The organism is Roseateles sp. P5_B10, from assembly GCF_056400485.1.
Map to the genome: position 1 here is coordinate 16,775 of NZ_JBFULE010000010.1, position 14,071 is coordinate 30,845.

The following is a 14,071-nucleotide window of genomic DNA, read 5'->3' on the forward strand; positions in this document are numbered from 1 at the left end:
CATGAAGCTGCTCTTCGTTGCCGACCCCCTCGACACCTTCAAGACCTACAAGGACTCCACCTTCGCCATGATGCGCGAGGCCGCCCGGCGCGGCCACAGCATCGTCGCCTGCGAGGCCAGCCAGCTCGTCTGGCTGCGCGGCGGCCGCGTCACGGCGCGCGGCGCGCTGGAGATCGCGCTGACGGGCGATGCCGATGCCTGGTACACCGTCACGTCGACCGGTGATGTCGCGCTGGCCGACGTCGATGCCGTGCTGATGCGCAAGGACCCGCCCTTTGACAGCGAGTTCTTCTACGCCACCCACCTGCTCAGCCAGGCCGAGCGAGAGGGCGCCCGCGTCTTCAACCGGGCCAGCGCCCTGCGCGAGCACCCCGAGAAGCTGGCCATCCTCGAGTTCCCGCAGTTCATCTCGCCGACGCTCGTCACGCGCGACCCGGCCGAGATCCGCGCCTTCCATGCCGAGCAGCGCGACATCATCTTGAAGCCCCTGGACGGCATGGGCGGCATGGGCATCTTCCGCGTCAAGGAAGATGGCCTGAACCTTGGCAGCATCATCGAGACGCTGAACAAGGACGGCACGCAGACGGTGATGGTGCAGCGCTTCATCCCGGCCATCACGGAGGGCGACAAGCGCATCCTCATCATTGGAGGCAAGCCGGTGCCGCATTGCCTGGCGCGCATCCCGCAGGGCAACGAGGTGCGCGGCAACCTGGCCGCCGGCGGCAAGGGCGTGGCCCGCCCGCTGACCGCTCGCGACCGCGAGATCGCCGAATACCTCGGCCCCATCCTGGCCGCACGCGGCCTGCTGCTGGTGGGCCTGGACGTCATCGGCGAGAACGTCACCGAGATCAACGTGACCAGCCCGACCTGCTTCCAGGAGATCACGGACCAAAGCGGCTTCGACGTGGCCAAGATGTTCGTCGATGCGTTGGAAGAGGCCATGGCATGACCTATCAGCCCCCACGCTCGTTGCACGAGCTGCCCCCCGAGGGGGCGCACCGCGCCTCCGGGCGGCCGAGCGCCGCGGTGACGCGCCGCGAGTTCACCGCCTTGGGATTGAGCGCCTTCTCACTGCCGGCGCTGGCGCAGGACGCCGGCTTCGACAAGCTGACCGAAGCCTTTCTCGAAGCGCTGTGGCGCGAAGACCCCGATGCGGCGGTCGCGGCGGGTCGCTTTGAGTTCGCGTCGCGCGTGACGCTGCCGAGCAATGCCCAGCGCGAGCGCCTGCGCGCCTTCCACCAGCAATGGCTGGCTAGGTTCGAGCAGCAATCCGAAGGTCCGTTGAACACCAGCCAGCGCATGGACCGCGCCCTGCTTGTGGCCAAGATCCAGAGCGACCTCTGGCGACTGGACACGCTGCGCGAATGGTCCTGGAACCCTGYCGAGCACAACCCCGCGGCGCCCCTGGACCTGCTGCTCAACACCGACTACGCCCCGCTGGCCGCCCGCCTGGCGGCGCTGAAGCCGCGCATCGCAGCACTGCCCGCCTACTACCGCGCGGCGCGAACCAGCCTGGCCGGCGCCACGCGCGAGCACACTGAGCTGGCCATCCAGCAGGCACCGGGCGTGCTCAGCGTGCTCGACGACATTGCCAAGCGTGCGGCCGAAGCGGGCCAGGCCGTGGCCTTCAAAGCGCCGTTGAACCAGGCCCGCGCCGCGGTGAGCAGCTATGTGGGCCATCTGAAGCAACTGCTGCCTACGGCACGGCGGCCCTTCCGCCTCGGCGCGACGCTGTACGAGCCCAAGTTCGCCCACGACATCCAGTCGGCCCGCACAGCCCGCGAAACCTATGAGCTGGCCCAGCAACGCCGCGAGGAGGTGTTGGCCAGCATGCAGACTCAGGCGGCCGCGCTGTGGCCGAGCGTCATCGGCAGCGAGGCGCCGCCCACCGACCGCTTTGCACTGATCGGCCGCGTTATCGCCAAGCTCAGTGAACGCCACGTCGCCCGCGAGCGCTTCGTCGACGAGATCCGCGCGCAGATCCCGCAGCTCGAGGCCTGGGTGCGCGAGCACGACCTGCTGAGCCAGGACGCCAGCAAACCCCTGGCTGTGCGCGAGACGCCCGAATACCAGCGCGGCGTGGCCGGCGCCAGCATCGAGGCGCCCGGCGCCTACCGGCCCCAGGACCGCACCTATTACAACGTCACGCCGCTGGACGACCTGACGCCCGAGCAGGCCGAGAGTTCACTGCGCGAATACAACCACTGGATCCTGCAGATCCTCAACATCCACGAGGCCATCCCCGGCCACTACACCCAGCTCGTGCACGCCAACCGCGCGCCGAGCAAGGTCAAAGCCCTGTTCGGCAACGGTGCGATGGTGGAAGGCTGGGCCGTCTACGGCGAGCGCATGATGATCGAGAGCGGCTACGGCGCCTCGCCCGAAATGACGCTGATGTACGGCAAATGGCATCTGCGCTCGGTCACCAACACCGTGCTCGACTACAGCGTGCACGTGCTCGGCATGAGCGAGGCCGACGCGCTGGACCTGCTGACGCGCCAGGCGTTCCAGACCGAACGCGAGGCCAAGGAAAAGTGGCGCCGCGTGCAACTGAGCTCGGTGCAGCTGACCAGCTATTTCAGCGGCTACAGCGAAATCTTTGCGCTGCGTGAGGCGTTGAAAGCCAAGCCAGGCTTCAACCTCAAGGCCTTCCATGAGCAGTTCCTGAGCTATGGCAATGCGCCGGTGCGGTTGATCGCGGCGGAGATGCTTTGAGCCCCTCGCCCAGGCTTGCTCCGCTGAACGCGGCAAGCCTGGTCGGTCCCCCGAGGGGACGGCGATGCTTGCGGCGTTGRGCCGCAAGCACATCGCCCGCGAKCCRGCTCGGGAGCGGCCCAGCGCTYGGCTCGCGGTCAGTCGGGACGCTTACACCGTGAACTGATCGTGCACCCGCGGCGCCGTCGCCGCGGGGTCGTCGTTGCGCCAGACCGGCCCCGGCGTGCCCGCACGCCGCCAGCGCCGCGGCACCCGGTCGATGGCAATGAAGAAGGCCTGCATGCTGCCGTCCGGCGTGATACGAAAGCGCAAAAAGCCCTTGTGGTCCTGTCCGTCCAGCGCCGAATAGGCGTTGTTGGTCAGCAGGCCCAGCCGGCACATCAGCGCCAGATAGCCGCCAAACAGCGCCGAGCCCAGCACGGCGCCGCCGATGAACACGCCCACGCCGACCAGCAGCGAATGCAGGATCAGCCCCAGCCACTGGTCGCGGCTGCCCAGGCCCGCCCACAGGCTGACGGCCTGGTGCATGAAAAACTCCAGGCTGAACACGGCCAGCACGTGCACGCCCGCATGCACGGCACCCATGCCCCAGGTGACGGCCCAGCGCTTGGTGCGACCGTCGTCAGGTGACAGCTCGTCCACGGCCTCGCGGCCCATGGTCATGCAGCCAAAGGCCATCAGCCCGTTGATCAGAAAGCCCAGCGGGCTGAACACCATCGCCTTGAGCCATAGCGCCAGCACGGCCAGGTAGTCGCCCGGCCCGTAGGCCCACAGCGGCTGGAAACCATCGGCCCGGAACGACCAGGAGAAGGGGCTGGAGTTCAGGTAGGCGTTGAACCAGTACAGCGCGCCCAGCAGCAGCGCAAAGCCCACGTTGCCGTTGCCGCCCTCCCGACGCGGCAGGAAGGCGAACAGATTGCGCCAGCCCCGCCCCTGCGACGCTTCGGCCGCCGGGTAGACGGTGACTTCCTTGCGCTCGAAATGCACACCCCGGGCGCGCCGGCCCGTCAGGCCGACCTTGAGGGCCGGCGTCTCGGTGCGTGGCTCGGGCGGGATGCAGTCCTCGGTGTCGAAGGCCTGCAGCCGCACGGGCCGTGTGGTCGCCCTGGTGTGCGTCGGGTGGGTGAATGCGCCGCCGCAGCCGCAGGTGACGAGGCGGCCGTCTCGGGCCAGATCTTGGGAGTCCCAACGCATGTAGTGGTGCAGATCGCCGGCGAGGCGCAGCCGAATGCGGCCGCGCAGCAGGCCTTCCAGGCGCTGGTAGCGCTTGGGATGGCTCTCGTCGGCGCCGTCGCCGATGGGCCGTGTCCAGTAGGGCTCGGGGTAGATGAGGATGACCTTGTCGTCCGGGCCGATGACGGCCGGCTTGCCATGGCCGCCGATGGCCAGGGTCTCGAACTGCTCGTACTGGTCGCGATCGATGTCGCGCGTCAGTGCAAAGTCCAGGGCCAGGGCCCACCAGCCGCCGGGCAGCTTGACGCAAAAGTAGGACTGGCGCTGCGGGATGTCGGCGCCCAGCAGCGGTGCCGAGTCGTAGCCACGCACGAAGTAGCGGCTGAAGGTCGAGGCCGAGTCCATCCAGTCGTGGTTCTGCGGCACGGCCGCCAGCGTCAGCCGCCGGCCGCGCACCAGGGTGTCGGCGAAGTCGTTGCGCACCGCCTCGAACATCTCGACGAAGCGGTAGCGGTAGTCCTCGGTGCTGGCGGCCGGGTAGGCGAGGTCGCCACCGAAGAGCAGCAGCTGGCCTCTTGGGAGTGTCTGCAGGGTCTCGCCGTCGAGCGCCAGCTCGGGCGCCAGCGCGGCGCTCGCCACCGCATAGCTGGCGTTGCCGCCGTCACCGGTGTCGGCGATGAAATCAAACCAGAACGTACCGTCGGCCTCGGGCTGGCTGCGGTCGATGACCACCAGCGGTTGCGGCTGGGCCTCGCGGCCGTCGCGGTTGCGCAGCTGGTCCAGTGACGACAGCACCTGGTTGGCGGCAGTCCACAGCACGCTGGGTTGGTACCAGGCGACCGGATGGCGTTCGTGGGGTGGAACGGAGCGGCCGAGCTTGGGTGAAGGCATGGGGCGCGATGATCCTCGCGGCCCCGGCGGTGATCAAGGGGCGCGTGTGCGATGCCCCGCAGCCGCCTTGTACGCATTGATCTCGGCCGCCACCTCGGCGGGGTCGATGACGTCCGCCAGCCGGGCGAAGCCCTCCGGTGCCAGGGCCTCCACGCGGTCGAGGATGGCGTCCAGCCCTTCGCGGCGGTTCATCTCGACGATGCGGGCGCACATCGGCCGCCGTTCGTCCTCGTAGGCGGCCAGTGCCGTGTCGAGGTCGGCGTGCGCGCTCAGGGCCTCGGCCAGCGCCTTGGCATCCATGATGGCCTGGGTCGCGCCGTTGGAGCCGATCGGCACCATCGGGTGGGCTGCGTCACCCAGCAGCGTCGAGCGGCCGAGCTGCCAGCGTGGCAGCGGATCGCGATCCACCATGGGCCATTCCAGCATCTGCTCGGCGCGGCTGATGAGGCCAGGCACGTCCAGCCAGTCGAAGTGCCAGTGACCAAAGGTGGGCAGCAGGTCGTCGAGATTGCCGACGCGGCTCCAGTCGGCGCGGTCGGGGGCGGTCAGGCCGGGCGTGGGCTCCTGCACGCGGCGGTCGGCGATCCAGTTGATGAGCTGCAGCCCGTCGGCCCGCGGTGCGCCAATCGGGTAGACGACGAACTTGGCCTGGCTGTGGCCGGCCTGCACCATGGTGCGGCCGTCCAGGAAGGGCGGTGCCCAGGTCGTGCCACGCCACATCATGACGCCGCGCCAACAGGGCGCACCTTCGTCGGGTGCGAGGCGTCGGCGCAGGGCGGAGTGGATGCCGTCGGCGCCAATGACGAGATCGGCCGCCTGCTCGCGCGGGCCGTCCACGGTTGCGACCTCGGCAATGGCGCGGTCGCCTTCATCGCGCACGTTGACGACGCGCTGGCCGTCGAGCACCGTGACCTTGGCCGAGGCTTCGGCCCAGAGCCGCATCTGCAGCTCACCGCGATGGATGCTGAACTGCGGATGGCTGTAGCCGCCCTCCAGGCCGCGCGGGTCGCGGTAGATGGCCTGGCCGTGCTTGTTGGCGAAGACGAGGGCCGAGGTCTCGACGGCCATGCCGCGCAGCGCCGGCAGCAGGCCCAATTCGTCCAGCACGGCGACCGCATGCGGCAGCAGATTGATGCCCACGCCCAGCGGTTTAGGTTCCCGCACCGACTCCAGCACCGTCACGGCGTGGCCGCGTGCGTGCAGGGCCAGCGCGGCCGTCAGCCCGCCGATGCCACCGCCTGCGATCAGGATCTTCATGAGCTCAGGTTAACTCAGGGTAAGCGAGATAGTTGCAGTGAGCAACAAAAACTAAGCTGGATTGGTGAGCACGCCCGACGGCCCCAGCGCCATTCCTCCCGAAGGCCCGATGTTGCCTGTTCCCGGGCTGGATTACGGCCTGCTGGACGGCTTGCTGGGCTATGCGCTGCGGCGCGCGCAGAACGCGCTCTACCTGGACTTCTACCGCGCCACCGCCGAGTGGGACATCAGCCCGCCACGCTTTGCCGCCCTGGTGCTGATCGCACGCAACCCCGGCCTGCGCCAGGGGCTGCTCGGCCAGGCCATGGGCCTGCACCGCAGCGGCGCACTGCGCCTGACCGACTGGCTCACCGCCCAGGGCTGGGTCGAGCGCCGCGACGCGCCCGACGACGCGCGCAGCTGGGGCCTGCATCTGACGCCGGCCGGCAAAAGACTGCTGGCCAAGCTGGAAGCCGCCGTCGCCGAGCATGACCGTGCACTGGTCCGGGCCCTGGGCGACCAGGGGCCTGCACTGCAAACGGCCCTGGAGCGCCTCGCCCGCGTTGCCACTGCAGCGCCTATCAACTGACAACACGACCGGAGACAAGAGAAATGATGCAACGACGCCACCTGATGCTTTCCTTCGCGGCCTTGCCGCTCGCTGCGCGCGCGCAAGGCCAGCCGCCGCGCATCCTCGTCGGCTTCCCGGCCGGCGGCTCGGTGGACACGACGGCCCGCCGCTTCGCCGAATTCGGCCGCGGCAAGCTGGCCGAGACCATCCTCGTCGAGCAGAAGGTGGGCGCCGGTGGCCGCATCGCCATTGGCGCGTTGAAGGACGCGGCCCCCGACGGCCTGACGATGCTGCTCGGCCCTTCGTCCATGTTCACCGTCTACCCGCATGCCTACCGCAAGCTGGCCTACAACCCGGCGACCGACGTCATCCCGGTCTCGCCGCTGGCCCTGTCGACCTGCGGCTTCGGCGTCGGGCCCCAGGTGCCGGCCACCGTCAAGACACTGGCGCAACTGGCCGACTGGCTGAAGGCCAACCCCGACAAGGCCGCCTACGCCTCGCCCGCAGCGGGTGCCATGCCCCACTTCCTCGGCAACCAGTTCGAGCACGCGGCCGGCCTCAAGCTCACGCACGCGCCCTACCGTGGCGCGGCGCCCGGCATGCAGGACCTGATGGGTGGCCAGATCGCCGCGGGCTGCTTCTCCATCGGCGACTTCCTGCCCCACCTCGCCTCCGGCCGCGTGCGCCTGCTCGGCGTGACCGACAAGGCCCGCTCGCGCTTCGTGCCCGATGTGCCCACCTTTGAGGAGCAGGGCTTCAAGGGCATCGTTGGCGTCGAGACCTACGGTCTCTTCCTGCCGGCCAAGACGCCGCAGGCGACGGTCGACAAGCTGGCTGAGGTGGCCCGCGCCGCGGTGCGCGAGCCCGGCGTCATCGAGGCCCTGGCCAAGCTGGGCTTCGAGCCGCTGTCACTGCTGCCGGCAGACTACGCCAAGCGCCTGGCCGCCGAACGCGAGTACTGGGGGCCGGTCGTCAAGGCTTCGGGGTTCTCGTCGGACGATTAGCATCGGCGCTCCACTCATGGAGCCTGAATGCCCTGGCGTCGACTGGCTGTTGGCCTCGCTGCTTGCCTCGCCGTTTGCCTGACCTTGAATGCGGCCCACGCGGCGACCGACGCCGCGCGGCTGCAGACGCTGCTGACCGAACAGCAATACGCCGCGGCGCGCGCCGATGTCGACGCATTGCTGCGCGCCAGGCAACCCGATGCCGCCGAGCGCGTCGTCATCTACCAATGGCTGTTCGCCCGTGATGACGGTGCTGCCATCGACCGCCGCACGCAAGGCGTGCTGCGTGACCGCCAGGCCGATGCCATCGACCTGCTTGCCGCCGGCCGCCTGGCCCTGGACCGGCGCGATTTCGAGCGCGCCAGGCAGTGTTTCGAGAAAGCCCTTGAGCGGGCAACGCGGCCCGTCGACAAGGCGCAGGCCCTGCGCGGCCTCGGCCAGCGCCACTATCAGCTGCGTGAGTTCGATGCCTCGCTGCAAAAGCTCGAAGCCGGCATCGCCGCCGAACGCACCGCCGACGGCCTGGCGGCGCTGGCCGACACGCTGATCCGCCTGGGCCGCACCGAAGACGCCATTGCCGCGGCCGAGGGCGCCGTGTCGATCAATCGCCACCATGAGGCTGCCCACTACCTGCTCGGCAACGGCTATGTGCGCGAGAACTACAGCCAGCTCGCTGCTCGCCTGGGCGACGGCTTTGCACCGCTGATGGCCGACGTGAGGCGTGCCTCGGATGCCTTCGAAAAGGGCGACTTCGACACGGCGCTGCTCATCAGCCTCGCCGTGCTGGAGCGTTGCCCGCAGCTCGGCCGGGCTCATGCCATCGCGGCCAAGGCGCTGGAGTCGCAGCGCTTTGCCATTGATGTGCACCGCGCCGACTACGAGCGCCGCTTCAAGGCCCTGCCCATGCCCACCGTGCCGGGCATCGAGCGCTATGTACTGAACTGGAAAGAGCTGTCGCCGCGCCACCAGAAGCGTGTGGCACTGTCCGTCGCGCCGTGGAAGGCCTTCATCCCGGTGCTGGTGGAAGGCGGCGCCACCCACTTCATCAAGCCGATGTGGATGCGCCTGTCCGAGACGCCGCAGGCCCATGCGCTCAAGGATGCGCGCATCGACTACGACTCGCGCCTCTGGGACGACGTACGCGGCATGGGCGGGCACTTCACCGTCACCGGCATCGAAGACGTCGAGCGCAGCATCTTCGATCGCTACAACACCGTGCTGCACGAGCTGACCCACCAGGTCCATGGCGTGCTGACGGCAGACCAGGCGCGCAGCATCGAGACCCTCTACCAGCAGGCCAAGTCGCGTGACACCAGGACACGCAAGGGCTTCCTGTCACGGTATGCCGGCGGCTCGGTGTGGGAATACTTCGCCGAGGGTGCCAACGCCGAGGCCTCGCCCCGGCGCGATGCCTATGACGGCCGCGAGATCGTGCGCGAGCGCCTCGCCGAGATGGACCCCGCCTTGCGTGCCGCGATCCGGCGCTTCTACGCCCAGCGCGACACGCGCGCCAGTCTGCCTGTGGCCCTGGTCAATGCCGGCAACCAGAAGCTGGAGGACGGCAAGCTGGCCGAGGCCAAGCCGCTGTTTGCCCGTGCGCTCAAGCTCGCGCCGACCGACGAGCGGGCGCTGACGGCCCAGCTCAATGCGCTGGCCATCGAGGGTGATGGCGCCGCCGTTGCTGAACTGGCGGCCCGCGCCCTGGCCGCTCATCCGCGCAGCGGTGCGCTGCGCGCGGGTGTCGCCGACGCCCTCTGGCATGGCGGCCGCCCACTGGCTGCCGAGGTTGTGCCTGGCCTGGGGCGCGATGTCGAGGCGCTGAAGGGCGAGGACCGCTTCCGCGTCGACCTCGCGCTGGGCGACTACTACCGGCGCCTCGGCGATGTGCCGCGGGCGCTGGCGGCCTATGAGGCCGTGCTGGCCTACCAGGGCGACCAGCCTGAGGCGCTGTGGGGCCGTGCCGCCACGCTGGCGCTGGGCAGTCGCTGGGATGACGCCTTCAAGCAGTACGAGGCTGTGTTGCGGCTGCGCACCGGCCTCGTGCCGCTGCGCCGCGATTACGCGCTGGACCTGCTGCGCGCCGGCCGTAAGGAGGCGGCGCGAGCCCAGATCAAGGAAGCGCTGATCTTGGACCCCGCCGACCCCGACACATTGGCGCTGAAGAGCTGGCTGGCCCTCGTCGATGGCGACCCGACCGCTGCGCGCCGCGATGCTGGCGAAGCCCTGCGGCTCGGGCCTTGGAGCGACTTGGCCCTCATCGTCGAAGCCGCCGCACTGCAGGCCCTGGGGCAGGGCGAGGCGGCGCAGGTGACTCTCGCGCCGCTGAAGCAGCGCATCGCCGGCAACGCGCCGCCGCAATACGTCTACCGGCCCGAGAAGTCGGGCTGGTTCTCGGTGCATGAGCTGCCGGCCAGCGAGCGCCGTGTCATGGAGCTGTTCGTCAAGTGAGATTCATCAAGCGCCTGGAGGCGGCCCATCTGAACGGCCTCAGCGTGGCCCTGGGCGTGGCCGCCACGCATCTCGCGGTCGGCGCGCTGTTCGGCGAGACGGCGGGCCTGGCGGCCGTGGGGGGCGCCGTCTGCGCTAGCCTGACCGATCTGCCCAACCCACCCCAGCGCGTGCTGCCGCGCGTGTTGCCGGCAGCGGCCGCCGCGGCGCTCGTGACGCTRCTGGTCGGACTGACGGACCACTCGCTCGCGTTGACCGTCGCCCTGATCGCCGTCGTCACCTTCCTGTCGTTGATGGCCCTGGCCTGGGGCCTGCGTGCCGGGCCGCTGTCGTTTGCACCGGTGCTGGCCATGGTCTTCGCGATGGCCTGGGACCGCACGGCCGGCGCCACGTCGCCGCTGGAGCACGCGCTCTGGGTGGGCCTGGGCGGCTGCGTTTATGCCGGCTGGGCGCGCGGCAGCGCGGTCGTGCTGCGCCACCGGCTGCGCGAGTTGGCACTGGCTACGGCACTGCGCGCCACCGAGAAGCGGCTGCGTTCGCGTGCCCAGCGCATTGCCGGCGCGGTGGGCGGCGCCGAGGCGAACATCCGTGCCTCCATTGCCGATGATGTGCTGCTCGCCGATGCATTGCAGGCCGCGCGCGACCAGGTTTTTGCCGCACGGCGCTCACCGCGCAGCCGCCGCCAGACCGACCTCGTGCTTGGCCTCATCGAGCTGCGCGACCTGCTGCTGGCCAGCCGGCTGGACACGGAGCTGCTGGGCCAGGACTTCCCAGGCCGCCAGTGGCGCGCCGCGCTGGCCGACGCGCTGCGCCACCTCGCCGACGTGCTCGCAGCCCTGGCCGACACCGTGGCCTATGGCGCACCGCTGCCCGAGGTGTCGGCCGACGCCTGGCGGGCGCAGTTGGCGGCGCGGCTTGCCGATGTCAGCGCGCCGGCTGGCGACTCGCGCACCCATCTCGCGTCCGCGCTGGCGTCGCGCGTCGGCCACATGCTGGACGACGTCAGCGCCATGGTGGCCCGCCAGGCTGCCGCGGACAACCCCGACAGCCCCTGGACACCCGAGCGCCTCGCGCCCTTCGTGTCGCCCGAGGGCTGGCCGCTGGCGGCGCTGAAACCTCATCTGAACCTGCAATCCGGCGTCATGCGCCATGCGCTGCGCTCGGCGCTGGCGCTGTCGTTCGCCTATGCGCTGGGTGCGGCCCTGCCCTGGGCGGCTCACCCCTTCTGGTTGATGCTCAGTGTGGCCGTCGTGCTGCGCGGCAACCTGGAGCAGACGCTGTCGCGCCGCAACGAACGGATCATCGGCACCGTGCAGGGCTGCCTGCTGGTGCTGCTGCTGGCCCATGTGAGCTGGACGCCGTTGCTGAGCMTGTGCTTCATCGCCGCCGTCGGCACGGCCCACGCCTATGTGAATCGCCGCTACCGTGTCGCCGCGACGGCCGCGACGTTGATGGCCCTGCTGCAGCCGCTGATGCTGGCGCCCGGCAGCGACCCCTTCATCGACGAACGCCTGGCCGACACCGTCATCGGCGCGGGCCTGGCATGGCTGTTCAGCTTCGTGCTGCCGTCATGGGAGCGCGCCGCGGTGCCGAGGTTGGGGGCGCAGTTGCGCGGTGCGCTGGCACGGCATTCGGCCAACATGCTGCGCTGGATGCCCAGCGCCGAAGAGCAGACCGCCCAGCGMCTGTCGCGCCAGCAGGCGTACGCGGCGTTGGCCGCTCTTGCCGCGGCCGCCCAGCGCACGCGTGTCGAGCCGGAGCGCGTGCGCCTGCCCGAGGCCGAGATCGAGTCGGCCTTGAGCCATGGTTATCGGCTGATGGCACTGCTCGGCGCCGTGCAGCACCAGGTGCAGCGTCGCACGGCCCGGCTGGACGCCGCCAAGGCCGAGACCGCACTGCCGCTGGCGCGCAAAGCCTGCGTGGATGTGCTCAAGGGCGAGCCCATGACGGGCACCGACCCGGCGGAGACGCCCGATGGAGACGCGGGCGCCTGGCCCGAGCATCTCGGCCAGCAGGACCTGACGCCCTGGCTGCTGCGCCGGCTCAGGCTGTGCCGCCTTGAAGCGCGCGAATTCGTCGCCGCACTGACCCGACTTCAAACCCCTGCAGGAGAACCGAAATGAGCATCCAGACCCGCGCCGCCGTCGCCTGGAAGGCCGGCCAACCGCTGAGCATCGAAACCCTGGACCTGGAAGGCCCGCGCGACGGCGAGGTGCTTGTCGAGGTCAAGGCCACCGGCATCTGCCACACCGATGACTTCACGCTGTCGGGCGCTGACCCCGAAGGCCTGTTCCCGGCCGTGCTCGGCCACGAGGGCGCGGGCGTCGTGCTGGAGAGCAAGGTGCCCTGGCTCAAAGCCGGCGACCATGTCATTCCTCTGTACACGCCCGAATGCCGCGAGTGCAAGTTCTGCCTGAGCCGCAAGACCAATCTCTGCCAGGCCATCCGCTCGACGCAGGGCAAGGGGCTGATGCCCAACGGCACGTCGCGCTTCTCGCTGAACGGCGAGCCCATCTTCCACTACATGGGCACCAGCACGTTCGCGAACCACATCGTCGTGCCCGGCATTGCGCTGGCCAAGATCCGGCCCGATGCGCCGTTCGACAAGGTCTGCTACATCGGCTGCGGCGTGACGACCGGCGTGGGTGCCGTGCTGTTCACGGCCAAGGTGGAGGCGGGCGCCAACGTGGTGGTCTTCGGCCTCGGCGGCATCGGCCTGAACGTCATCCAGGGCGCCAAGATGGTGGGCGCCGGCAAGATCATCGGCGTGGACATCAACCCGGCGCGCGAGGCGATGGCGCGGCAGTTCGGCATGACGGACTTCGTGAATCCGAAGGACGTTGGGAACGTCGTGGACCACGTCGTGCAGCTGACCGATGGCGGTGCCGACTATTCCTTTGAATGCGTGGGCAATGTGCAGCTGATGCGCCAGGCGCTGGAATGCACGCACAAGGGTTGGGGGCGCAGCATCATCATCGGCGTGGCACCTGCTGGCGCTGAGATTTCAACGCGGCCGTTCCAGTTGGTGACGGGGCGGAAGTGGGAAGGCTCGGCGTTTGGTGGTGCGCGGGGGCGGACGGATGTGCCCAAGATCGTCGACTGGTACATGGAAGGCAAAGTAAGGATCGATGAGCTGATCACGCACAAGCTGCCGCTGGAGAGGATCAACGAGGGGTTTGAGTTGATGCGAAGAGGAGAGAGCATTCGCTCGGTGGTGGAGTTTTGAGGAGGCCTTTGCCCAGTACCTCATGACTCGGTGCAGTGAGCCGGGAGTCCGCCCCGGCAGGGCGGGTAACTTTTCTCTGACGCGCCAGAGAAAAGTCACCAAAAGAGGAGCGCTCAATGCAATCCGCACTCGAGTGGGATGAGGCGCTCGCGTTGCTCGAACTGGGCCGCACGCCGAAGCGAGCCGCTGCGCTCTCGCCCACCACTTGTGCCGAGCGCCATCCATCGCCCCTTCAAGCCGCTTAACGCCGGCTGCACGCCGGGCTCATCAGGAAATACGGAACAGCCGCGTCGCCCGAGCGACGCTGCATTGGGCTGTTTTGATGAGCCCGGCGTGCAGCCGCGCGTCGAACGGGATGCTGGTGCGATGAATCCGGCTCGTGACAAGTGGTGGGCGAGAGCGCAGCGGGTCGCGTCTACGCGCAATCCACCGAGCGTTTTCGCGCGCCGCTCTTGGCAGCGTGGTGCTCGAGTGCGGTTCAGCGCCTCTTCTTTGGTGACTTTCTTCTGGCTCCGCAGAAGAAAGTCACCCGGCCGCCGGGACGGACTCCCGGCAATGCATCGATCAGTGGCGCGCTTCGCAAAAGCGTCCTACCGCTCCTCCGGCGGCAACCCTTGCAGCGACTCCACCAACGCCGCATGCGCCTCCAAATCCACCAGCCTCAACTTCGGCACCGTCCTCGCCGGATAGTCCCCAAGATAGTTCCCGCCCTTCCAGTTTCGCGCTGGCCTCACCGGCCGCGGCACAAACCCGCCGCCGCAGTTGGGGCAGACATTGCCGAGCAGGCCTTCCGCACAGCCCGCACAG

The 14,071-nt window shown here is 69.3% G+C and carries 10 protein-coding genes; 7 read left to right on the forward strand and 3 right to left on the reverse strand.

The genetic code is table 11. The features are described from left to right. Position 1: 1 nt before the first annotated feature. The gene (gene gshB, locus AC1DU6_RS01875; RefSeq protein ID WP_457320181.1) at positions 2–949 is read left to right on the forward strand and encodes a glutathione synthase; all 948 of its coding nucleotides are present in this window, start codon (positions 2–4) and stop codon (positions 947–949) included. Beyond that, the gene (locus tag AC1DU6_RS01880) at positions 946–2,715 is read left to right on the forward strand and encodes a DUF885 domain-containing protein (RefSeq protein ID WP_477855947.1); all 1,770 of its coding nucleotides are present in this window, start codon (positions 946–948) and stop codon (positions 2,713–2,715) included. The genes gshB and AC1DU6_RS01880 overlap by 4 nt, the downstream gene beginning before the upstream one ends. Positions 2,716–2,865: 150 nt before the next feature. On the opposite strand, the gene AC1DU6_RS01885 is transcribed toward AC1DU6_RS01880, so the two are convergent. Next, positions 2,866–4,779 carry a hypothetical protein gene (locus AC1DU6_RS01885; protein ID WP_477855948.1) on the reverse strand — a complete coding sequence of 638 codons (1,914 nt, stop codon included), beginning with the start codon at positions 4,777–4,779 and terminating at the stop codon, positions 2,866–2,868. 33 nt (positions 4,780–4,812) lie between these two features. Further along, a complete protein-coding gene (locus tag AC1DU6_RS01890) occupies positions 4,813–6,036 on the reverse strand; it encodes a flavin-dependent oxidoreductase (RefSeq protein ID WP_477855949.1) in 1,224 nt (407 codons plus the stop codon). Positions 6,037–6,100: 64 nt separating this feature from the next. Between AC1DU6_RS01890 and AC1DU6_RS01895 the strand changes: the two genes are divergently transcribed. The 5 genes from AC1DU6_RS01895 (at position 6,101) to AC1DU6_RS01915 (ending at position 13,264) form a co-directional block, all read left to right on the forward strand. After that, the gene (locus AC1DU6_RS01895; RefSeq protein WP_457447084.1) at positions 6,101–6,604 is read left to right on the forward strand and encodes a MarR family winged helix-turn-helix transcriptional regulator; all 504 of its coding nucleotides are present in this window, start codon (positions 6,101–6,103) and stop codon (positions 6,602–6,604) included. A gap of 26 nt (positions 6,605–6,630) precedes the next feature. Continuing rightward, positions 6,631–7,590, forward strand: coding sequence for a Bug family tripartite tricarboxylate transporter substrate binding protein (locus AC1DU6_RS01900; protein ID WP_477855950.1), 960 nt, complete (start codon positions 6,631–6,633; stop codon positions 7,588–7,590). Between the two features lie 84 nt (positions 7,591–7,674). Beyond that, a complete protein-coding gene (locus AC1DU6_RS01905) occupies positions 7,675–10,038 on the forward strand; it encodes a tetratricopeptide repeat protein (RefSeq protein WP_477855951.1) in 2,364 nt (787 codons plus the stop codon). Then, positions 10,035–12,161, forward strand: a complete 2,127-nt coding sequence (locus AC1DU6_RS01910; protein ID WP_477855952.1) for an FUSC family protein — start codon at positions 10,035–10,037, stop codon at positions 12,159–12,161. Before AC1DU6_RS01905 ends, AC1DU6_RS01910 begins: the two co-directional genes overlap by 4 nt. Positions 12,162–12,163: 2 nt before the next feature. Further along, positions 12,164–13,264, forward strand: coding sequence for an S-(hydroxymethyl)glutathione dehydrogenase/class III alcohol dehydrogenase (locus AC1DU6_RS01915; protein WP_477855954.1), 1,101 nt, complete (start codon positions 12,164–12,166; stop codon positions 13,262–13,264). A 590-nt stretch (positions 13,265–13,854) separates the two neighbouring features. Here AC1DU6_RS01915 and AC1DU6_RS01920 read toward each other — a convergent pair. After that, the coding region (locus AC1DU6_RS01920; protein WP_477855953.1) for a DUF1272 domain-containing protein at positions 13,855–14,071 on the reverse strand (217 nt) is incomplete at its 5' end.